The organism is Nocardioides sp. YIM 152588, from assembly GCF_040191335.1.
GTDB lineage: Bacteria > Actinomycetota > Actinomycetes > Propionibacteriales > Nocardioidaceae > Nocardioides.
This window is the reverse complement of record NZ_JBEGDJ010000035.1, coordinates 1-18,714: the sequence shown is the minus strand read 5'-3', so window position 1 is coordinate 18,714 and position 18,714 is coordinate 1. Positions and strand designations below refer to the sequence as shown.

General features: G+C 73.1%; 20 protein-coding genes. 2 read left to right on the top strand and 18 right to left on the bottom strand.

Translation table 11 applies throughout. The features are described from left to right. Nucleotides 1-83 precede the first annotated feature (83 nt). The 15 genes from ABLM29_RS15665 to ABLM29_RS15595 all read right to left on the bottom strand — a co-directional run bounded on the left by ABLM29_RS15665 (nucleotide 84) and on the right by ABLM29_RS15595 (nucleotide 13,241). Complete coding sequence (locus ABLM29_RS15665; RefSeq protein WP_349715114.1) at nucleotides 84-881, bottom strand: Ig-like domain repeat protein; 798 nt, start codon at nucleotides 879-881, stop codon at nucleotides 84-86. A gap of 220 nt (nucleotides 882-1,101) precedes the next feature. After that, nucleotides 1,102-2,337, bottom strand: a complete 1,236-nt coding sequence (locus ABLM29_RS15660; RefSeq protein ID WP_349715113.1) for an Ig-like domain repeat protein — start codon at nucleotides 2,335-2,337, stop codon at nucleotides 1,102-1,104. A gap of 119 nt (nucleotides 2,338-2,456) precedes the next feature. Then, nucleotides 2,457-3,344 carry an HpcH/HpaI aldolase/citrate lyase family protein gene (locus ABLM29_RS15655; protein WP_349715111.1) on the bottom strand — a complete coding sequence of 296 codons (888 nt, stop codon included), beginning with the start codon at nucleotides 3,342-3,344 and terminating at the stop codon, nucleotides 2,457-2,459. Next, on the bottom strand, nucleotides 3,334-4,494 hold the full coding sequence (locus ABLM29_RS15650) for an acyl-CoA dehydrogenase family protein (RefSeq protein WP_349715109.1): 1,161 nt from the start codon (nucleotides 4,492-4,494) through the stop codon (nucleotides 3,334-3,336). Before ABLM29_RS15650 ends, ABLM29_RS15655 begins: the two co-directional genes overlap by 11 nt. A gap of 1 nt (nucleotide 4,495) precedes the next feature. Then, entirely contained in the window at nucleotides 4,496-4,927 is a 432-nt protein-coding gene (locus tag ABLM29_RS15645; RefSeq protein WP_349715108.1) for a Zn-ribbon domain-containing OB-fold protein, read from the bottom strand. Further along, a complete protein-coding gene (locus tag ABLM29_RS15640; protein WP_349715105.1) occupies nucleotides 4,924-6,069 on the bottom strand; it encodes an acetyl-CoA acetyltransferase in 1,146 nt (381 codons plus the stop codon). The genes ABLM29_RS15645 and ABLM29_RS15640 overlap by 4 nt, the downstream gene beginning before the upstream one ends. Then, nucleotides 6,066-6,548 carry a MaoC/PaaZ C-terminal domain-containing protein gene (locus ABLM29_RS15635; protein ID WP_349715103.1) on the bottom strand — a complete coding sequence of 161 codons (483 nt, stop codon included), beginning with the start codon at nucleotides 6,546-6,548 and terminating at the stop codon, nucleotides 6,066-6,068. Before ABLM29_RS15635 ends, ABLM29_RS15640 begins: the two co-directional genes overlap by 4 nt. Then, complete coding sequence (locus ABLM29_RS15630; protein WP_349715102.1) at nucleotides 6,545-7,051, bottom strand: FAS1-like dehydratase domain-containing protein; 507 nt, start codon at nucleotides 7,049-7,051, stop codon at nucleotides 6,545-6,547. Before ABLM29_RS15630 ends, ABLM29_RS15635 begins: the two co-directional genes overlap by 4 nt. Then, nucleotides 7,051-8,046 (bottom strand): RidA family protein, encoded by a 996-nt coding sequence (locus ABLM29_RS15625; protein WP_349715100.1) that lies wholly within the window; start codon nucleotides 8,044-8,046, stop codon nucleotides 7,051-7,053. The genes ABLM29_RS15630 and ABLM29_RS15625 overlap by 1 nt, the downstream gene beginning before the upstream one ends. A 1-nt stretch (nucleotide 8,047) precedes the next feature. Further along, nucleotides 8,048-9,427, bottom strand: a complete 1,380-nt coding sequence (locus tag ABLM29_RS15620; RefSeq protein WP_349715147.1) for an MmgE/PrpD family protein — start codon at nucleotides 9,425-9,427, stop codon at nucleotides 8,048-8,050. Then, nucleotides 9,427-10,632 (bottom strand): CaiB/BaiF CoA transferase family protein, encoded by a 1,206-nt coding sequence (locus ABLM29_RS15615; protein ID WP_349715099.1) that lies wholly within the window; start codon nucleotides 10,630-10,632, stop codon nucleotides 9,427-9,429. The genes ABLM29_RS15620 and ABLM29_RS15615 overlap by 1 nt, the downstream gene beginning before the upstream one ends. Further along, on the bottom strand, nucleotides 10,629-11,660 hold the full coding sequence (locus tag ABLM29_RS15610) for an LLM class flavin-dependent oxidoreductase (RefSeq protein WP_349715098.1): 1,032 nt from the start codon (nucleotides 11,658-11,660) through the stop codon (nucleotides 10,629-10,631). Before ABLM29_RS15610 ends, ABLM29_RS15615 begins: the two co-directional genes overlap by 4 nt. A 2-nt stretch (nucleotides 11,661-11,662) precedes the next feature. After that, entirely contained in the window at nucleotides 11,663-12,214 is a 552-nt protein-coding gene (locus ABLM29_RS15605; protein WP_349715096.1) for a MaoC family dehydratase, read from the bottom strand. Then, a complete protein-coding gene (locus ABLM29_RS15600) occupies nucleotides 12,211-12,924 on the bottom strand; it encodes an alpha/beta fold hydrolase (protein ID WP_349715094.1) in 714 nt (237 codons plus the stop codon). Before ABLM29_RS15600 ends, ABLM29_RS15605 begins: the two co-directional genes overlap by 4 nt. Further along, a complete protein-coding gene (locus tag ABLM29_RS15595) occupies nucleotides 12,921-13,241 on the bottom strand; it encodes a hypothetical protein (RefSeq protein ID WP_349715092.1) in 321 nt (106 codons plus the stop codon). Before ABLM29_RS15595 ends, ABLM29_RS15600 begins: the two co-directional genes overlap by 4 nt. A gap of 49 nt (nucleotides 13,242-13,290) precedes the next feature. On the opposite strand from ABLM29_RS15595, the gene ABLM29_RS15590 reads away from it, so the two are divergent. Next, nucleotides 13,291-14,136 (top strand): hypothetical protein, encoded by an 846-nt coding sequence (locus ABLM29_RS15590; protein ID WP_349715091.1) that lies wholly within the window; start codon nucleotides 13,291-13,293, stop codon nucleotides 14,134-14,136. Continuing rightward, nucleotides 14,133-14,975: an NAD-dependent epimerase/dehydratase family protein gene (locus ABLM29_RS15585; protein ID WP_349715090.1), complete on the top strand. Its 843-nt coding sequence runs from the start codon at nucleotides 14,133-14,135 to the stop codon at nucleotides 14,973-14,975. The genes ABLM29_RS15590 and ABLM29_RS15585 overlap by 4 nt, the downstream gene beginning before the upstream one ends. Nucleotides 14,976-15,081: 106 nt before the next feature. Here ABLM29_RS15585 and ABLM29_RS15580 read toward each other — a convergent pair whose 3' ends face one another. The 3 genes from ABLM29_RS15580 to ABLM29_RS15570 form a co-directional block, all read right to left on the bottom strand. Beyond that, a complete protein-coding gene (locus ABLM29_RS15580) occupies nucleotides 15,082-16,371 on the bottom strand; it encodes a hypothetical protein (protein WP_349715089.1) in 1,290 nt (429 codons plus the stop codon). Then, on the bottom strand, nucleotides 16,368-16,994 hold the full coding sequence (locus ABLM29_RS15575) for a neocarzinostatin apoprotein domain-containing protein (RefSeq protein ID WP_349715088.1): 627 nt from the start codon (nucleotides 16,992-16,994) through the stop codon (nucleotides 16,368-16,370). Before ABLM29_RS15575 ends, ABLM29_RS15580 begins: the two co-directional genes overlap by 4 nt. Nucleotides 16,995-17,003: 9 nt before the next feature. Continuing rightward, nucleotides 17,004-18,714, bottom strand: a 1,711-nt coding sequence (locus tag ABLM29_RS15570; RefSeq protein WP_349715087.1) for a branched-chain amino acid ABC transporter ATP-binding protein/permease, incomplete at its 5' end; no start/stop codon positions are given.

The following is an 18,714-nucleotide window of genomic DNA, read 5'->3' as shown; positions in this document are numbered from 1 at the left end:
GCTCCATGCGTGTCAGTTCGTGCCGACTCGCGCTCGATGCCTGCGCCGGCCCCGCCCCCTCCATGTCGGGCGGGACGGACGGGCTACGAGACCTTGAAGGTGGCCTTCGAGGTCGACTTCTTGAAGAACTTGGCGCCCGGGTAGGTCGCCTTCACCGCGTACTTGCCCTTCTTCTTGACCGCCTTCTTCGGAAGGACCAGCGTGGCCTTGCCCTTCTTGAGCGCGACCTTCTCGGAGGCGACCTTCTTCTTGCCCTTCTTGACGACCACGGTGACCTTGCCCTTGGGCTTCCCCACGACGGCCTTCACCGTGGTGACGATCGTCGCCTTCTTCTTGTAGGTGGCCTTGGTCTTGCTGGTCGTCTTCGCCGCCACCGGCACGCTGAGCGTGACCGTCTCGTCCGCGGTGCAGCCGATCGTCGCCAGGTCGACGACCTCCATCGAGAGGCTCTCGATCTCGACCGAGACCGTTCGGGCGTCGTCGGTCGCCGTGCCGGCCATCCGGGGCATCGGCACGTCGACGCCGCCCTTGAAGTCACCCTTCCGGCTGCCGGTCAGCGTGGCGGCCTCGCCGTCGACGCTGGCGACGACGGTGCCGACGAAGGTCACGTCCTGGAAGTCGAGGAACTCCGGCGCGGTGTTCGGCATGTCGTCCATCCGGGCGGACAGGACCACCTCGCCGGGGGCGTTGCGGGCGGCGGTGAGCACGGTGGCGGCGTCGTAGCCGAACTCGCTCGCGCCGAAGGCGCAGGTGAACGGTACGTCGGCCGAGGCGGCCTGACCGGGCGGGAGGACCGCGAGCGGGGCGACCAGGACGCCGGCCGCGGCGGCACCGGCCAGTCCGGCACGGGTGCGGGCAGGTGTGGGCAGTGCGAACTTCACGTGTGTCTCCTCGATGTGCGGCCCCCCGCGGATACGAGCACATCTAGGATATAGAATATGAATCGGGACTAAAGTCCCAAGCGTTACGACCCTGAAAAATCCGGCGGCGGCTGGGCGGCCCGAGGAACCCCGAGGCCCCGGCACGTTGCACGCACCGGGGCCTCGGTCCCATCACAGCTCCCCGCCCCGCTCCCCCACGGGCGGGACGGGAAGCCGTGGCTCACTTCACCACGAAGGTGGCCTTCGAGGTCGACTTCTTGAAGGAAGCGTTGCCCAGGTAGGTGGCGACGACGGTGTACTTGCCCGTCTTCTTGAGCTTCGCCTTCTTGACGACCAGCTTCGCCTTGCCCGCCTTGAGCGCGACCTTGGCCGCCGCGACCTTCTTCTTGCCCTTCTTGACGACGTAGCTGACCTTGCCCTTGGGCGTGCCGGCGGACGACTTGACCGTGGTCGTGATGGTCGCCTTCTTCTTGGCGTACTTGGCGGTGGTCTTGCTGGTGGTCTTCACCGCCGGCGGGGCCTTGACCGAGACGTCCACGAGGGCCGCCTCGGCGATGGTGCACCCGATGTTGGTCGTCCCGCCGACCGAGAGGGCGAAGTCGCCGAGCGTGACCGACAGGTCGTCCGCGGCGGTGGCGGACGTGGCCGACAGCGCCGGGATCACGACGGGCACCCCGCCGGTGAAGTCGGCGGTGTGCCCGCCGGTCATGTCCATGGACGCACCCTCGGCACCCGCCTCCAGCGTCGCCGTGATCGCCTGGTCCTCCAGCACGATGAACGCCGGCGCCGTGTTCGGCATGTCCTCCAGCGCCGCCGAGACGGTGACGTCGCCGCCGGAGCTGCGCTGGGCGGCGAGGTCCACGTCGGTCATGTAGGCGAACCGGTTGGAGCCGAAGGAGCACACGTAGTTGAGGTCGGCACCCTCGGGGAACTCGATCGGCACCACCATCGCGGAGGGGGTCTCCACCGGCGAGCAGGAGAACTCCGACGAGCCGACGGTCACGTCGAGGTCGCCGATCACGACGCTCAGCGACTCGGCCTTCGCGCCCACCAGGCCGGTCATCACCGGCACGTCGATCGGGACCTGACCCTGGAAGTTCGCGACCGACGAGCCGGTCAGGCTGATCGGCGACGCGGCACCGTCGACGGTCACCGCGATGGTGGCCTCGTGGGCCGCGTTCGGGATCGACACGAAGGCGGGCGCGGGGTTGGCCATCGAGCCGACGTCGACCGACAGCTCGGCGCGGCCGGTCGCCTTGTCCCAGAGCGCCGTGACGTCGACGTCCAGGGTCGAGCTGAACGGCGACGAGCCGAACATGCACGAGAACTCGACGTCCTCGGCAAGGGTCGCCTGGGCCGGCGCGGCCAGGACGGTCGGGATGGCCAGCGCCGAGGCGGCGAGCGCCCCGCTGGCGAGGGCGGCGGCGCCGCGACCCCTGATCGAACGGAACTGCATGATTCCTCCTCGGTCGGCCGCCCTGTCTGCGGTGGGCCTCGGCCTCTGCGTGGAGAATATAGGATCTAGGATCTACTGTTCGGCCTATTCTGATCCGCCCGAAGTAAATTCCGACGACCTCACGAGCCGCCCGGCGCGGCTCGGCCCGGGGCCCGCGCCAGCACCGCGCGGGCGTGCCGGGCGACGGCCTCGTCGATCATCCGGCCGCGGGCGTCGACGGCGACGCCGGAGCCGGCCGCCGCCAGCGCGGCGAGCACGTCCTCGGCCTCGGCCAGGGCCTCCTCGCTCGGCGTGAAGACCTCGTTGATCACGGCGACCTGGGCGGGATGGATGCAGGCGCGGCCGACGAAGCCGAGCCGGGCCAGCGCCTCGGTGGAGGCGCGCAGGGCGTCGAGGTCGCGGAAGTCGGTGGAGACCGGCGCGATCGGCGGGGCGATCCGGGCCGCCGCCGAGACCAGCACGACCTGGGAGCGGACGTGCAGCAGCTCGCGCTCGTCCGGGCCGAGGGTGACACCGAGGTCGGCGCGCAGGTCGGCCTCCCCCACCTGCAGCCGGTGCACCCGCGGCGCGGCGGCGATCTCGGCCGCCCGCAGGATCGAGCCCGCGCTCTCCAGCAGCGGTACGACGCCGGCCGTCGATCCCGAGGCGGCCAGCACCCGGTCCACGGCCAGCACGTCGGCGGCCGACTCCGCCTTGGCGAGCACCACGCCGGCCAGCGCCGGCGCGCCCGCGATCGCGGCGACGTCGACCAGGCCGAGCTCGCCGGAGTTGACCCGGACCGTGACCGCGACGTCGGTGCGCTTCACCTCGCCGAGCCACTCGGCCACGATCTTGCGCGCCAGGTCCTTGCGGTGCGGGGCGACCGCGTCCTCGAGGTCGACGATCACCTCGTCTGCCCCGCGTCCCAGGGCCTTCACCAGCTTCTCGGGGGCGTCGCCGGGGACGTAGAGCGCCGATCGCGCCAGGCGCGGCCCGGTCCCGGCCGACCCGGTCGTCTCAGCCGACACGGGTCTCCCCCTTGATCAGCGACTTCGCCACGACGGTGCGCAGGACGTCGTTCGTGCCCTCGCCGATGCTCATCAGGATGGCGTCGCGGTAGAGGCGCTCGACCTCGAACTCGGTGGAGTAGCCGTAGCCGCCGTGCACCTTCATCGAGTCGATCGCGGCGTTGAGCGCGACCTCGGAGCAGAAGATCTTGGCCATCCCGGTGGCGCCGTCCGCCCGCCCCGCGCGGACCGCGTCGGCGGCCCAGTAGGCCATCAGCCGCGCCGCCTGGACCTGGGTGCCGAGCTCGCCCAGCTTCAGCTGGATCGCCTGGAAGTCCGCGATCGGCTTGCCGAAGGCGTGCCGCTGCTGGGCGTAGGCGAGCGCCTCGTCGTGGGCGCGCTGGGCGATGCCGACCGAGCGGGCCGCGATGTTGACCCGGCCCCACTCCAGCGCGGAGAGGACCTGCTGCATGCCCTTGCCCTCGACGCCCCCGACGAGCTGGTCGCGATGGACCCGGACTTCATCCAGGTGGATCTCGCAGGACTCGGTGCCCTTGTAGCCGAGCTTCGGGATGTCCTTGGTGACCTCGTAGCCGGGGGTCCCGGCCTCGATCAGCAGGACGCTCATGCCGCGGTGCGCGGGCGAGGCCGACGGGTCGGTCTTGACCAGCACCGGCAGCGGGTCGGCGTACCGGGCGTTGGTGATCCACATCTTGGCGCCGTTGACCACGTAGTGGTCGCCGTCGAGCCGGGCGGTGGTGCGGATGCCCTGCAGGTCGGTGCCGGCGTCGGGCTCGGTCAGGCCGATCCCGGTGCGGCGCTCGCCGGTGGCCAGCCCGGGCAGGTAGCGCTCCTTCTGCGACTCGGTGCCGTGCATCGCGATCAGCCGGCAGGCCAGCGAGTGGCTGCCGAGGATGCCGGCGATGCCCATCCAGCCGCGGGCGATCTCCTCGAAGACCAGCGCGAAGGCCACCGGGTCGAGGTCGAGGCCGCCGTACTCCTCGGGCACGGTGATCCCGAACAGGCCCATGTCGGCCATCCCGGCCACGATCTCCGTCGGGTAGCGGCCGGTCTGCTCCCACTCGCGGGCGACCGGCACGATCTCCTTGTCGACGAAGGTGCGCAGCAGCGCCTTGAACTCGCGCTGCTCGTCGGTGAGCTGGAAGTCCATCTCAGGCCTCTCGGGTGTGCTGGTCGGGCGTGGTCGGGACGAAGTAGGGCAGGGCGCGGCCGTCGTCGAGGTCCTGCCAGGCGACGGCGACCGGGTCGCCGATCCGCCAGGAGCCGGGGTCGGCGCCCTCGAGCCGGGTCAGCAGCACCGGGCCCTCGGGCAGCCGCACCCGCGCGACGACGTACGGCGTGGGCAGGTCGGGTCGGGGCGCCCGGTGGACCACGGTGAAGGTGTCCACGACGGCGACGCCCGCGGCCGGCGCGAGGTCCAGCCGGTCGGTGGCGCCGCAGGCGGTGCAGAGCGCGCGGGGCGGGTGCTGGGCGTGGCCGCAGCCGCACGCCTGGACGGTGAGCCGGTGCTCCCCCGTCGCCTCCCACCAGCCGGCGGTGACCTCGTCGGCCGGCGGCACCGGGCCGGGCGTGAAGGTGCTCATCGGGCCCTCCCCAGGACGACCGTGGCGTGGGTGGAGAGGATGCCGCCGGTGCCGTGCGCGACGGCGACCTCGGCGCCGGGAACCTGCCGGTCCCCCGCCTCCCCGCGGAGCTGGCGGACGGCCTCGACGAGCAGCAGCACCCCGAACTGGCCGGGGTGGCAGTAGGAGAGCCCGCCGCCGGAGGTGTTGAGCGGCAGCGACCCGCCGGGGCGGATGGTGCCGCCGGCGACCAGGTCCAGCGCCTCGCCGGGCTTGCAGAAGCCGAGCGCCTCGAGCGTCAGCGCGACGGTGATCGTGAACGAGTCGTAGACCTGGGCGACGTCGATGTCGTCGACGGTGATCCCGGCCCGCTCGAAGGCGTCGGCGGCCGAGCCGACGGCACCGGTGACGGTGGGGTCGTCGACGGAGGCGAAGGAGGTGTTGGTGGTCCGCTCGCCGTACCCGAGGACCGACACGGGCGCCTTGGCCAGGTCCCGCGCCCGCTCGGCGGAGGTGAGCACGACCGCGCCGCCGCCGTCGGTGACCAGGCAGCAGTCGGCGGCGGTCAGCGGCGTCGAGATCGGCGTCGCGCCGACCACGTCGTCGACCGAGAGCGAGCCCTTGCCGTACCGGAACGCGGCCGGGTTGAGCAGCGCCCACTCGCGGGCCGCGATCGCGACCTCGGCCAGCTCGGCGTGGGTGCGGCCGTAGCGGTGCAGGTAGGTCTGCGCGGCCATCGCGTAGTACGAGAGCGGGTAGAGCGGGTCGTAGGGCTCCTCGAACTGGGCCTCGGGCACCCACGGCTCGAAGACGCCGCCGAGGCGGCGGGAGGCCGCCGAGCGCTGGTTGGAGGCGAAGGAGATGACCACCACCGACGCCTGCCGGGCCTCGATCGCCTGGGCGGCGCGGGCCACGAACATCTCGAAGGCGCTGCCGCCGGCGAACGTGGAGTCGGTCCAGGTGGGCTCGATGCCGAGGTAGTCGGCCACCTGGGTGGCGGAGAACCGGGAGACACCCGTGGTGGCGATGCCGTCGACGTCCGCCAGCGTCAGGCCGGCGTCGGCCAGGGCCCGGGTGATCGCCTGGGTCTGCAGGCCCAGGATCGACCTCCCGGTGACGCCGAGGTCGCACTCCGCGGCGCCGACGATCGCGACCCCGCTCATGCGTCCGCCCCCGGGCCGTCGGCGCGGCCCAGCAGCACGCTCGCCGAGCACGGCGACGCCGCCGCGCGGCCGTCGGCCCCGTCCGCACCGACCACCACCACCCGCATCGCGACCGCGATCCGGTCGGCTCCGTCGGGGTCGCGGACCACCTCGGTCACCTCCCCGGAGCAGCGCAGCGTCTCGCCGGCGAAGACCAGGTTGCGGAAGGTGAAGTCGAGGGTGTGCACGAACGACTGCGGCCCCAGCCAGTCCTGGAGCATCTCCACCAGGAGTGCGCCGTAGACCTGGCCGTCGACGATCGGGCCGGGCAGCTTCTTCTCCTCGACGTAGGCGGTGTCGTAGTGGAGCCGGTGCCAGTCCCAGGTGGCGCCCGCGTAGGCGACCATGTCGGCCAGCGTGATGGTCCGCTCGAGCGAAGGGACGGGGTCGCCGACGGCGATCGAGGCGTGCAGGTCGACGTAGGGGTCGAGCAGGCTCATGCGCGCTTCTCCAGCCCGACGAAGATGATGGTCTCGGTGTTCTGCGCCAGCGGCTCGCCCTCGTCGGTCGCGTACCGGGCGGTGGAGGTGATGATCACCATCTCGTTGCCCGACCCGGTGACCTTGCCCTGGACGTCGTCGATCGACCACGTCGCCACGACCCGGTCCTCGGGCCGGATCCGGCGGTGGAACGTGTAGGAGTTGCCGCCACGGACCTGCCGGGTGCCCGGTAGGTCGAGGCGCCAGGTGTGGCCCGGGTAGCCCTCGTGGTCCATCGGCAGCCCGGCGTACTGGTTGGTCTCGCAGATCAGCGTGAGGGGCGCGGTGACCCCCCGGAGCCCCTGGGCGCGTGCGAACTCCGGGTCGGAGTAGAGCGGGTTGTCGTCCCCGGTCGCGAGGCCGAAGTAGCGGCCCGCGGCCGCGCCCATCTCCTCGGGCGCGGTGTAGGTGACGCTGCGCCCGCGCAGGGCCAGCACCTCCTCGGTCAGCAGCGAGTTCCCCATCAGGCCCCCGCCTCCGGGTAGAGCGCCGTCGGGAAGACCTCGAGCAGGAACTCGGGGCGCAGCAGGCAGTCGCACAGCGACGCGTTGACGGTCGGGGCGCCACCGAGGAGCCGCTCGCGCACGTCGACGACCTCCTTGAAGTCCGCGGCGGCCGGGGCCACGCAGTACTCGACGGTGCGGGTCAGGTGCTCGGGGCCGAGGCCGGCGTGCCGGAGCAGGTGCAGGATCGCGCCGTACGTCGCCTCCGCCTGCGCGCCGAGGTCGCCGTCGTGGAGGGCGGCCTGCGTCTCCATGTCCAGCGCCGCGAAGCCGGACATGTAGAGCGTCCGGCCGGCCTTCACGCCCGGCGCGTAGGTGAGCGTGTCGTAGCGCGACCAGCCCGGGTTGACCAGCTCCAGCGGGTGCCGCGACGCGGTCACGTCGATCGCGACGAGCTGGCCCGGCCGGTGCAGCCGCGACATCAGGATGCCGCCCGCGCCGGGGAAGACGTTGCCCTCGTTCTGGCCCAGCAGCTCCTTCCGGACGTGGTGGGTCTTGCGGTAGACCGCGCGGGTGTCGGGCGTGGAGTAGTCGTAGGTGGTGACCGCGTGGCCCAGGCTCAGCCCCGCGCGCTCCAGCAGCGCGCCGGCCCGCTCCAGGCAGTACCGGTACTGCGCCACGAAGTCGCCCGGCGCGACGACGTCGCCGTGCTCGTCGACCGGGATCACGGTCGGCAGGTGGACCGCCCCGTCACCCCCGCCGTCGGTGTGCAGCTCGACCTCCAGCGGCGCGTCGCTGCCGATCAGCCCCTCGACCACGACCGTCGTGACGGTGGTGGCCGGGCCGAGCAGCTCGGCGCGCACGCCGGCGGCGTCGGCGTACTCCCCCAGGCCGGCGACGGTCACATTCTCGGTGACCCGGGTGACGTGCTCGGGTCCGAGGCCGGCGGCCTCCAGCCCGGCCAGGGCCCGCGCGTAGGCGGCGCGAGCCTCCTGCACCATGGCGTTCGTGGTCATCTCAGGCCTCCATCGGTACGGCGGCCGCGTCGGCCGCGCAGGTGATCAGGTCGGTCAGGTCGGGGGCGTCGGGCAGCGCACGCAGGGCGGTGACCAGGGGCACCGAGGCCGGCCCGGCGTTGCCGGCGAACTTCGCCAGGAGGTCGGCGTCGCTCAGCGGCGCGGTGCCGCCACCGGGGCTGCGCTCGACGCGTCCGGTGACGCGGCGGCCGTCGGCCAGGGTGAGCGTCACCTCGCCGGCCGCGTCGGCCGCCGGCCCCGCCCCGGCGGTGGGCTCCCACGTGGTCGCGGCCGCCAGGTCGACGACCTCGGGGCGGGCGAGCTGGTCGTCGCGGTAGGTGTCGACGCCGACGGTGCCGTCGCACAGCAGCGCGGCGACGCTCCAGGGCAGGCTGAACTTCGCCGCGTAGGGACTCGCCGGCCGGGCGGGGTCCCGGTCGGTCGGGCAGACGACCGACGCCGAGTCGGGGTGGACCAGGGCGTGGACGGCGACCACGTCGTCGGCCTTCGCCCCGGCCGTCGCGAGCGCGGCGGCGGCCGCGGCCATGCTGGCGTGGGCGAGCTGGCAGGTCGGCCAGGGCTTGATCCCGATCCGGGTGGTCTCCCAGTCGCCCGCGTCCGTGCCCCCGAGCCCGTCCAGGAGGACGGCGCGGTCGACCGTCCCGGTGGTCAGCGCGTCGTAGAGCCCGTGCGGGCCGTCGAGCACCGTCTCCGGGCCGGTGGCGCCGGCCGCGGCGAGCCGGGCGGCGGTGATCCCCGCCTGCGAGGCGAAGCCCGGGTGGAGCTGCTTGGTGCTGGCGCCGGTGGCCAGGAACGCGAGCAGGCCGCCCGCCTGGCTACCGGCGATGCCGAGCGCGTGGGTGGCGGTCGCGGCGTCGAGGCGCAGCAGCCGGGCCGCGACCGCGGCCGACGAGAAGACCCCGGCGGCCATGGTGGCGTGCACGCCCCGGGCGTGGAAGCCGTGCGGCGCGGCGGCGGCCACGCGGCACGCGACCTCGTAGCCGACCACGGCGGCGTCGACCACCTCGCCGCCGCTCACGCCGACCTGCTCGCCCACCGCCAGCGCGGCCGGCAGGACCACCGACGTGGCGTGCACGAGCCCGCCGGCGTGGGTGTCGTCGAAGTCCAGCGCGTGCACGAGCGTCCCGTTGGCCAGCGCCGCGGCGGGCGCGCCGACCCGTTCGCGGCCACCGAGGATGGTGGCCTCGGCGGGGCCGCCCAGGCCCCGGGCCACCGCCACCGCGGGGGCCGCGGCGCCGGAGCGGGCGGCGCCGACCGCTGTGCCGAGGCCGTCGAGGAGGTGGCGCAGCGCGGCTTCGCGGACCGCCGCCGGCACCCGGACCTCGCCCGTGGCCCACCGCGCGAGCTCGGGCGCGACCATCACGGGGCGGCCCCGAAGGCGCCGTCCGCGGTCAGCCGGGCGACCCGCTCGGCGTCGAGGTCGAGCACGTCGTCCATCACCCAGCCGAAGTCCTCGTTGCGCTGCGGTGCCCGCCGGTACGCCGGGGGCTCGGCGCCGACGCGCACCGGCGAGGCGACCTGCTTCACCGTGCCGTAGCGCGGGTGCTCGGTCTCCACCACCAGGTTGCGGGCGATCGTGTGCTCCTCGCGCAGCGCGGCGGGCACGTCGTTGATCGGCCCGCACGGCACCGACGCCGGGTAGAGCTCGCCGAGCCACTCCGCGACGGTGCGCTGCCGGAAGATCTCCTCCAGCTGCGCGACCAGCTCGGCCTGGCGCAGCTGGCGGCCGGAGAAGTCGCCGTAGGGCGAGCCGGCCTCGGCCCACTCGGGGTGGCCGACCACCGCGGCGAGCCGCGCCCAGAACTTCTCCTTCGCGCAGCCGACGACGAACCAGCCGTCCTTGGCCTCGAACGCCTGGAACGGCACCAGCGACGGGTGCGCGGAGTGGCGGGTGCGGGTCGGGGTGTAGCCGGCGTTGAGGTGCCAGGTCGCCGGGTAGGTGAGCATCCCCATCGCGGTGTCGTAGAGGCTCACGTCGCAGTCCATGCCGACCCCGTCGCGGCGGGCGGCGTGCAGCCCGGCGAGCAGGGACAGCGCGGCGACGTAGCCGCCGGAGAAGTCGACCAGCGAGAGGCCGGACTTGGTCGGCGGGCCGTCGGGCTCGCCGGTGAGGTCCATCCAGCCGGCCAGGCCCTGCAGCACGTAGTCGTAGCCGGGCTCCTTCTGGCGCGGCCCGGTCATCCCGAAGCCGGTCAGCGAGCAGCAGACGATCGCCGGGTTGAGGTGCTTGAGCTGGTCGTAGGTGATGCCGATCTTGGCCGGCACGTCGCCGCGCAGGTTGGAGTAGACGACGTCGGAGACCTTGACCAGCTCCTCGAAGACCTCCCGCCCGGCGGGCGTGGAGAGGTCGAGGGAGAGCGAGCGCTTGTTCCGGTTGAACGTCTCGAAGAAGAGCGAGTCCTCCTCCTCGAAGTACGGCGGCACGTAGCGGCCCACGTCGCCGCCGACCCGCGGGTCCTCGATCTTGATCACCTCGGCGCCGAGGTCGGCCAGGTGCACGCTGCCGAACGGGCCGGCGCCGTACTGCTCCAGCGAGATGATGCGGACGTCCTCGAGCGGCTTCACTGCGCTCCTCCTGTCAGCGTGTGGATCAGGCCGATGACCTCGTCCTGGCCGGCGCGGACCTGCGCCGGGGTGAGCCCGTGGGTGGGGGCGGAGAGCTTGACGGCGTCCGCCAGCCCCGCGTACGCCGACAGCTGCTCGGCGACGCGGTCGCGGTCGCCGTTGAGCGTGATCGCGTCGACCATCTCCGGGGTGACGGCACCCGCCAGGTGCTCGGCGCCGGCCCCGGAGCGGAAGGCCCCGACGACCCGCTGCTGGGCCTCGCCGAGTCCGTGGAACTCGAAGAAGTCGGCGTAGGTGCGGACGCTGGCGTAGAAGCCGACGTGGCCGCGGACGCGGTCGACGGCGGCGGCCGGGTCGGGGTCGACGGAGCAGCACGCTGAGACGACCAGCTCGATCTCCCCGCGCTCGCGGCCCGCGGCCTCCAGGCCGGTCTCGACCTCGGGCAGGACCCGCGACTTCAGGAAGGACGGGGAGCAGAGCTCGTGGCTGATCCAGCCGTCGGCGATCCGGCCGGCCAGGCGGGTCATCGCGGGACCCATCGCGGCCAGGTAGATCGGGATGCTCTCGCGGACCATCGGGTAGGGCCGCTCGTAGCCGCGGATCCGCATGGGCTCGTGGTCGCCGTCGAGGTCGATCTCGTCGCCGGCGCACGCGTCGGACCAGAAGGCACGGACGTTGCGCACGGTCTCGGCCAGGTGCGTGACCGGCTTGCCCCAGCGGGCGTGGTGCCAGTCCTCGTTGAGCCGCTGGACGCCGGTGCCGAGGCCGAGCAGGAACCGGCCTCCCGACATCTCGTCGAGGTCGAGCGCCTCCAGCGCGGTGACCATCGGGCTGCGGGTGAAGGCGAGCGCGATGGCGGTGCCGACCTGCGCGCTGCTGGTCGCCTGCGCGAGCGCCGCGGCGCTCACCGTGGCGCTGCGGTGCAGCTCCGGCGCCCAGACCACCTCCGCCCCGGCGCGCTCGGCGCGGGCCGCGGCGTCGGCCATCTCGGCGAGGGTCTCCCCCCACGGGGCGAAGGTGATCCGCATGCTCAGGCCCGCGACTCTGCGGCGGCCGCGAGGGGCGTTCCGGCCTCGAGGGGCCGCTTGCCCTCGGGGAAGATCCCCTCGAGCTGCTCGGCGCCAGCCTTGTAGACGTAGAAGGTCCGCTTGAACGAGCAGACCTCGTCGCCGTGCTGGTTGAGCGTGCGCGTCTTCACCGTGACGATGCCGGCGTGCGGGCGGCTGTCGGACTCGCGCTTCTCCAGCACCAGCGACTCGCTGTAGAGCGTGTCCCCGGCGAAGACCGGGTGGGTCATCCGGATCTCGTCCCAGCCCAGGTTCGCGAAGGCGTTCTGGGTGAGGTCGGTGACGCTCTGGCCGACCGCGATCGCCACGGTCAGCGTCGAGACGACCAGCGGCTTCCCGAACTCCGAGCGGGCGGCGTACTCGCTGTTGAAGTGCATCTGGTTGGTGTTCATCGTCATCAGCGAGAACGTGATGTTGTCGTCCTCGGTGACCGTGCGACCCAGCGGGTGCTGGTAGATGTCACCGACCTCGAAGTCCTCGAAGAAACGGCCCTCCCAGCCCTTCTTCACCGTCATCGTGGACTCCTTTCCATGGACGCCTCGTGGGACGTCGTGAACTCGATCAACAACTGCGCGACCTGCGCGGGTGCGGTCTGCGGGGCGTCGTGGTCGGCGTCGAGGACGCGGTAGCCGCGTTCCTCCGCGTCGAGCCGGGCGCGCACCGCGGCGCACGGGTAGTACGCGGGGGTGTCGGCGAAGAAGGCGAAGTGCTCCTCGACCCCGGCCGGGACCGCCGGCACCGGGTCGAGCGCCACCGACGCCGGCGTCGGGGTGACGCGGGCGGCGTGCCACGCGGCGAACGCGGGGTCGAGGTCGGGCGACGCCGCCGGGGCGGCGATCACCGCGTCGCGGGCGGGCAACGGGTCGGGCGCGCCGCCCGGGTTGAGGTCGACGGCACGCTCGCCGGGGGCGGGAACGGCGGCGTCGAGATGGACCAGGTGCGCGACGCGCTCGGGGATCCGGGCCGCGACCGACGTGGTGACCAGGCCGCCCTGGCTGTGCCCGACCAGCGCGACGTCGTACAGGTCCTCGAGCTCGACGAGGCGGGTGATCTGGTCGACCCAGACCTCGAGGCCGGTCACCGCGTCGACCAGAGCGGCGTGCTCGCCGGCGCCGATCAGGCTCGGGGCGTGCACGTCGTGCCCGGCCGCGACCAGGTGCGGGCGGACCGACCGCCACGCCCAGCCGCCGCGGAAGGCGCCGTGCACGAGGACGAAGGTGGTCACTGGCGCGGGTCCGGCTCGTCGATGACGACCTCGAGGTACTCGCGCGGGTAGGAGTCGTAGGGCTCGAGGTGCTCGTACATCGCGACGGTGTGCTCGACGTATCCCTCGGCGCGGGTGCACTCCTCGTAGGCCTCGACGGTGTCGAAGTAGCGCAGATGGGTGAAGTGCCACCGGTTCTCCACCCCGCGCACCAGCCGGCGGCCACGGTAGCCGGGGTGGGCGCGGAAGAACCGGCCGAACTCGCGGTTGAGGGCGATGTAGCCCCGGGCGTGCTCCTCCGAGGGCTTGGTCCACGCCTGGCTGACGACGACGATCATCTGACTTACCTCCTACCAGAATAGATCATATATCTATACGCTCCGGAGTATGAGCAGCAGCACGCAGATCAAGACCATCCACGAGTTCCTGGCCGAGGCGCCCGACGTCGACAACTCCGAGCTCTGGGCGGCGCTCTGGGGGATCCTGACCGAGGCCAAGGACCGGATCACCGCCGAGCTGGCCGTCACCCCCCACGCCTCGGGTGCGGGCCTGGAGTACTGGAAGACCGACGACGGCAGCTACGAGGGATCCCTGAGCCCGTTCGTCGGGGATCCCGACGAAGGCGTCGAGTGGCTCGTCCACTCCTGGATCGGCAACCGCAAGGCCTCGATCCTCGACATGAACCTCCAGGTCTGGCTCGGCCCCCACATCGACGTGCCGCACCTCGTCCTCGTCTTCGGCACGGTGCCGCAGATCTTCCACTTCTCCGACCTGGTCCCCCGGCGCGACCCGATGACCGACGTCGACTACCTGGAGCGCTACTACGAGCCGATCAACGCGGAGTGGCTGGCTCTGCGCGGCGACGACCGGTTCACCTGGTCGGTCAGCCACGGCACCTACATGCGCGCCTTCAACTCCCCCGTCGCCAACTCCTACATGGCCGCCGAGCGCTCCGCGGACATCGTCGAGACCCTCCGCACCGCGGTGCTCAACCGGGTCGACACCTGGCTCGGATGGGTGCGCGAGGCGACCCCCGTGCCGGTCGGGGAGCGCGCGGCGCTGCGCGAGCGCGACCACCTGGTCCGCACCTACGGCTACACCAAGGACCCGATGAACGAGCTGTCGAAGAAGTTCCTCGGCGCCGAGCGGGTCGACGAGCTCGTCGCCACCCGCGCCGGGCTGGGCCAGATCGCCGCGCTGCGCGACTCCCTGGGCGCGGAGGGCCTCGCATGAGGGTCCTCGTCATCGGCGCCGGATTGGTCGGCACGGCGGTCGCCGAGCGGCTCACCGGCCTGGGTCACACCGTGCGCGTGACCGCCACCAGCCAGGAGAAGGTCGCCACCCTGCGCGAGCGGTTCGGCGACGCGGTCGTCGTGCGCGGGTCGGACGACGACACGGTCCGGGCCGCGGTCCACGGAGTCGACGCCGTCGTGGTCACCGCCGGGCCCTCCGCGCAGGGGTCGATGACCCCGGAGGGCCGCGCGGCGACGTACCACGACGTGCTGGTGCGCACCGCCGAGAACGTCGTCGCGGCGACCGGGCCGGACGTCCGCCTGGTCGCCCTCTCCTCGCTCTCGGTCTACGGCGACGCGGCCGACCACCTGCCCGAGATCACCGAGGACGCTCCGGTGACCTCGTCGGCGGACCCGAGCCCCGCCAACTTCCTGCTGATGGAGAAGACCTACGCCGCCGCGGGCGACCGCGCGGTCGTGCTCCGGTGCGGCGACATCTTCGGGGCCGACGACCCGCCGATCGAGCAGAAGGTGGCGATGGCCCACCAGTACCTGGGCGGGTCGGTCCCGTTCTCCGGCGACGCGCTGCTCTACCGGCTGCACGTCGACGACGCCGCCGCCGCCATCGTGCACGCGCTGGAGCACCGGCTGCACGGGACCTTCAACCTGACCCACGAGGAGCTCGGGCCGCGCAATGCCGAGCTCTTCGACGCCATCAGCGCCGACCAAGGACTGCCGCCGCTCGCCTACCGCGGGGAGATCGTCGCCCCGGCGGCGCCGATCTCCGTCGCCGCGCTCGCGGCCACCGGTTTCCGGGCGGAGCGCTCCTTCCAGGGCTGACGAAGGCGCGAGCCGGCAGAAACTGACTGTCAGTTGCTGCCGACTCGCGCCACCCCACCTCCGAGTCGGCAGAGAGTTTCTGCCGACTCGCGCTTCGTGTGGCCCGTCAGGCCTGCCGGCGCCCGGGCAGCATCAGGAAGACCGCCGCGCCGAACAGCGCCAGCGCCCCGGCCCAGAGCCCGATCGCGGTCAGCGGGGCGCCGGCACCGGTGCCGGGCAGCGAGGCGCCGGTCGTGGTGGTGGTGTCGGTGCCGCCGGTCGTGCCCGTGTCGTCGTCCGTGTCGTCGTCGGTGTCGTCGGCGATGTCGCCGATGCCGACCACCAGCGCGCCGATCTTGGCGTTGCCGCTCGGCTCGCAGGGCGCCTGGATGTCCAGGCCGGAGATCGGGGCGAAGTCGAAGCTGAAGCCGGTGATCTCGACGTCCATCTCCTCCTCGTCCGAGGTCATGGAGTCGCGCAGCGTCGGCACCGGCACCTTCGCCTTGACGGCGGCGTTGACGGTCGAGGAGCCGGTGAGCGTGACCTTCTCGCCCCCGACCACGGCGTTGAGCGTCACCTCCATCGCGTTGTTCTCGATGACCACCGGGGCGAGGCCCGGGATGTCCGTCATCTCCGCCCACAGCGACACCTCGTCGTCGTCGGAGGCGGCGCGGGCGCCGTAGACCTTGATCGTCGGCTCGTAGTCGAACTCGGTGCCGAGCGGCTCCAGGACGCAGGCGAAGGCGACCTTGCCCGACGCCGGGACCGCGTCCTTCGACGGGTCGGCCGTGGCCGTCGTCGTGGGCGCGGTCGTGCTCGGCGTGGCGGAGGTGGTCGCGGTCGTGGGCGCCGTCGTGGGCGCGGTGGTCGGCGCCGTCGTGGGGGCCGTCGTGGTCGGCACCGTCCCGGCGTCCACCGGGATCGCGCCGAGGGCGCCCGTGGTCTTCGGGTCGCAGGCCGTCAGGATGCCCGCGACGGTGAACTCCACGTGCCCGACGACGACCTGCACCTCCGTCGTCGCGGTCGAGGCGACCGATCCGGTCACCGGCGGGACCGGGATCGGCGCCCGGGCGGCGGCGGTGGAGTTCCCGCTGCCGGTCAGCGTGGTCGCGGCGCCGTCGACCTCCACGCCGACGGTGCCGTCCATCTTCAGGTTGTTGAGCGCCACCGGGGCGATGCCCGGCAGGTCGCTGAACGCGAGGGTGAGCGAGACCTGGCTGCCGTCGCCGACGGCGGTCGCGCCGACCTCCGCCTCCCAGTCGAAGGCGTTGCCGAGCGTGGTGCAGGCCAGCGTGACGTTCACCGTCGTCGTGGTCGCCGCGGCGGGGCCGGTCAGCATGGGCACCGGCGCCACCGCGAGCACGGCGGCCGCCGCCCCGAGGACCGCCGCCGCGGGGCGCCGCCAGCCGGCGCTCATCGGGCGCCGTCCGGGCGACGGGCGCCGAACCGGAGCACGCCGCCGACGAGCAGGAACGCCAGCGCGCCGCCCATCAGCATCGGCAGGTTGTCGGTGACGCCGGTCTTGGGCAGCTCGTCGTCCGCGGCGGTCGTGTCGTCGGTCTCGCTGGTGTCGTCGGTGTCCGCGGCCGGGGCCACCGCCGGCGCCGGGGCGCCGAAGGTGATCGGGATGATCACCCGGTTCGCCGCGATCGTCGCCGCGTCCTCGGCGGTGGGCAGCGGCGCCGCGGCGATCACGCACTTCTGGACGGTGCAGTCCGTCGAGCCGAACTTCTGCTTGACCGTGATCGAGAACGACCCGATGGAGCCGCTGCCGTCGGCATTGCGGAAGGTCGCGCCGCCCTGCAGGTTGCAGTCCGACGGGCCGGAGTAGCCCTCGATGCACTGCCCGACGGCGATCTGGCCCATGTTCGCGGTGAAGCCGCCACCGCTGATGTTGATCGTCTGGCCGTCGGAGAGGCCGCTGCTGGCGCTGACGTTGAGCGAGGGCGCCGCGAAGCTCGGCGGCGCCGCCACCACGGTCACGACCAGCAGCGCGACCGCGCTCAGGGCCGCCTTGGCCAGGGTCGATGCGTTTCTCACGTTGTCTCCTCAGGAGGTGGGCCGCAGCCCGGGGTCGGTCAGCGCCACCGCGCTGAGGGCGGGCACCACTCCGGACCGCCCGATGGCGGCCTCGTCGGAGCCCAGGTAGGACCGGATGACCTCGGGGTGGTCGCGGACCTCGTCAGGCGTCCCGGCCGCGACCACGCGGCCGAGGTTCATGGCGACCATCCGGTCGCAGAGGTGGGACAGCAGGGGCAGGTCGTGCTCGATCACGACCATCGCGGTGCCGAGCTCGCGCCGGATGCCGAGCAGCAGCTCGCCCAGCGGCTCGCTCTCGCTCTGCGCGATGCCGGCCGACGGCTCGTCCAGCAGCAGCACCCGCGGCTCCAGCGCCAGCAGGCTGGCCAGCTCGACCACGCGCCGGGTGCCGGTGGACAGCTCGGCGATGGTGCGCCGGGCGAACGGCGCCAGCGCCATCCGCTCGATCAGCTCCTCGGCCAGCTCCGCCTTGCGCCGCTCGGCCGCCCGCGCGCCGATCATCGAGCTCCACAGCCCCGACGGTGCGACGCGCTCCTGGGCCAGCATCAGCGTCTCGGTGACCGTCAGCGTCGGGAACAGCGCCGCGTCCTGGAAGGAGCGCACCAGGCCGATCGAGGCCCGGCGCTCCGGGGTGGCCCGGGTGACGTCGCCGCCGTCGTACCAGACCTGGCCGCGGTCGGGCGCGGTGAAGCCGGCGATGATCTCGAACAGCGTCGTCTTGCCCGCCCCGTTGGGGCCGATGATGCCGACGATCTCGCCCTCGTCCGCGGTCAGGTCCACCCCGTCGACGGCGACCACGCCGCCGAACCGGCGGCCCACGCCGCGCACCGAGAGGATCGGCCCCGCCGGGCGGCTCGGGGCGTCCGCCGCGGCCGCGGCCCGGGCGTCACCGAGGCCCTCGAGGCGGATGCCGCCCGCGAGCGGCGACACCGCCGGTGCGTCCGTGCCGATCCGGGCCAGCACCGGGTCGATCCCGGCGCGGCGGGCGACGCCGTCGGCCCACCAGTCGCGGATCCGGGTGACCACGCCGCCCAGGCCGTCGGGGAGCAGCACCACGACCGCCAGCCAGCCGATCGCCAGCGCCGCCTCGCCGAACAGGTTGAGCGACCACAGGGCCGGGATGCCGACGATCACCAGCGCGCCGAGCACCGGACCGCCGGTGAGCACCAGGCCGCCGACGACCGCGATCGCGACCACGTCGATGCTGGCGTCCGCCGGGAACGAGTTGACCGTCAGCTGCGTCTGCCCGTGGCCGATCACGGCGCCGCCGAGTCCGGCGATCGCGCCGGAGAGGGCGAAGACCTGCATCGTGCGCATCCGGCTGCGCACCGTGAACGCCCGCGCCGCGTCCTCGTTGTCGCGCAGCGCCTGCCAGGCGCGGCCGAGGCCGCTGTGGCGCAGGTTGCCGACCACCCACATCGCGGCGATCAGCATCAGCACGGCGAACAGGTAGTAGTCGACGGCGAGCTCCAGCGGGTAGCCCCACCAGGTCGGCTTCGCCGGCTGCACACCGAACCCGAGCATCACGTCCAGGCGCAGCAGCCAGCTGGTCGTGGCCAGCGCCAGGGCCAGCGTGCAGACCGCGAGAGCGAGCCCGCGCAGCCGCATCGCCGGGATGCCGACCAGCGCCGAGCTGACGGCGGCGACCGCGACGCCGACGGCCACGCCGACCACGAAGTTGCCGGTCGCCGCGACCGCATGGACCGAGACCGCGGCACCG

What these genes read in the sequence shown, in the direction of transcription:
- ABLM29_RS15660 (WP_349715113.1), bottom strand. Translation starts at nt 2,337, where the DNA reads ATGCAGTTCCGTTCGATCAGGGGTCGCGGCGCCGCCGCCCTCGCCAGC.
- ABLM29_RS15650 (WP_349715109.1), bottom strand. Translation starts at nt 4,494, where the DNA reads ATGGACTTCCAGCTCACCGACGAGCAGCGCGAGTTCAAGGCGCTGCTG.
- ABLM29_RS15645 (WP_349715108.1), bottom strand. Translation starts at nt 4,927, where the DNA reads ATGAGCACCTTCACGCCCGGCCCGGTGCCGCCGGCCGACGAGGTCACC.
- ABLM29_RS15640 (WP_349715105.1), bottom strand. Translation starts at nt 6,069, where the DNA reads ATGAGCGGGGTCGCGATCGTCGGCGCCGCGGAGTGCGACCTCGGCGTC.
- ABLM29_RS15635 (WP_349715103.1), bottom strand. Translation starts at nt 6,548, where the DNA reads ATGAGCCTGCTCGACCCCTACGTCGACCTGCACGCCTCGATCGCCGTC.
- ABLM29_RS15630 (WP_349715102.1), bottom strand. Translation starts at nt 7,051, where the DNA reads ATGGGGAACTCGCTGCTGACCGAGGAGGTGCTGGCCCTGCGCGGGCGC.
- ABLM29_RS15625 (WP_349715100.1), bottom strand. Translation starts at nt 8,046, where the DNA reads ATGACCACGAACGCCATGGTGCAGGAGGCTCGCGCCGCCTACGCGCGG.
- ABLM29_RS15620 (WP_349715147.1), bottom strand. Translation starts at nt 9,427, where the DNA reads ATGGTCGCGCCCGAGCTCGCGCGGTGGGCCACGGGCGAGGTCCGGGTG.
- ABLM29_RS15610 (WP_349715098.1), bottom strand. Translation starts at nt 11,660, where the DNA reads ATGCGGATCACCTTCGCCCCGTGGGGGGAGACCCTCGCCGAGATGGCC.
- ABLM29_RS15605 (WP_349715096.1), bottom strand. Translation starts at nt 12,214, where the DNA reads ATGACGGTGAAGAAGGGCTGGGAGGGCCGTTTCTTCGAGGACTTCGAG.
- ABLM29_RS15595 (WP_349715092.1), bottom strand. Translation starts at nt 13,241, where the DNA reads ATGATCGTCGTCGTCAGCCAGGCGTGGACCAAGCCCTCGGAGGAGCAC.
- ABLM29_RS15590 (WP_349715091.1), top strand. Translation starts at nt 13,291, where the DNA reads ATGAGCAGCAGCACGCAGATCAAGACCATCCACGAGTTCCTGGCCGAG.
- ABLM29_RS15585 (WP_349715090.1), top strand. Translation starts at nt 14,133, where the DNA reads ATGAGGGTCCTCGTCATCGGCGCCGGATTGGTCGGCACGGCGGTCGCC.
- ABLM29_RS15580 (WP_349715089.1), bottom strand. Translation starts at nt 16,371, where the DNA reads ATGAGCGCCGGCTGGCGGCGCCCCGCGGCGGCGGTCCTCGGGGCGGCG.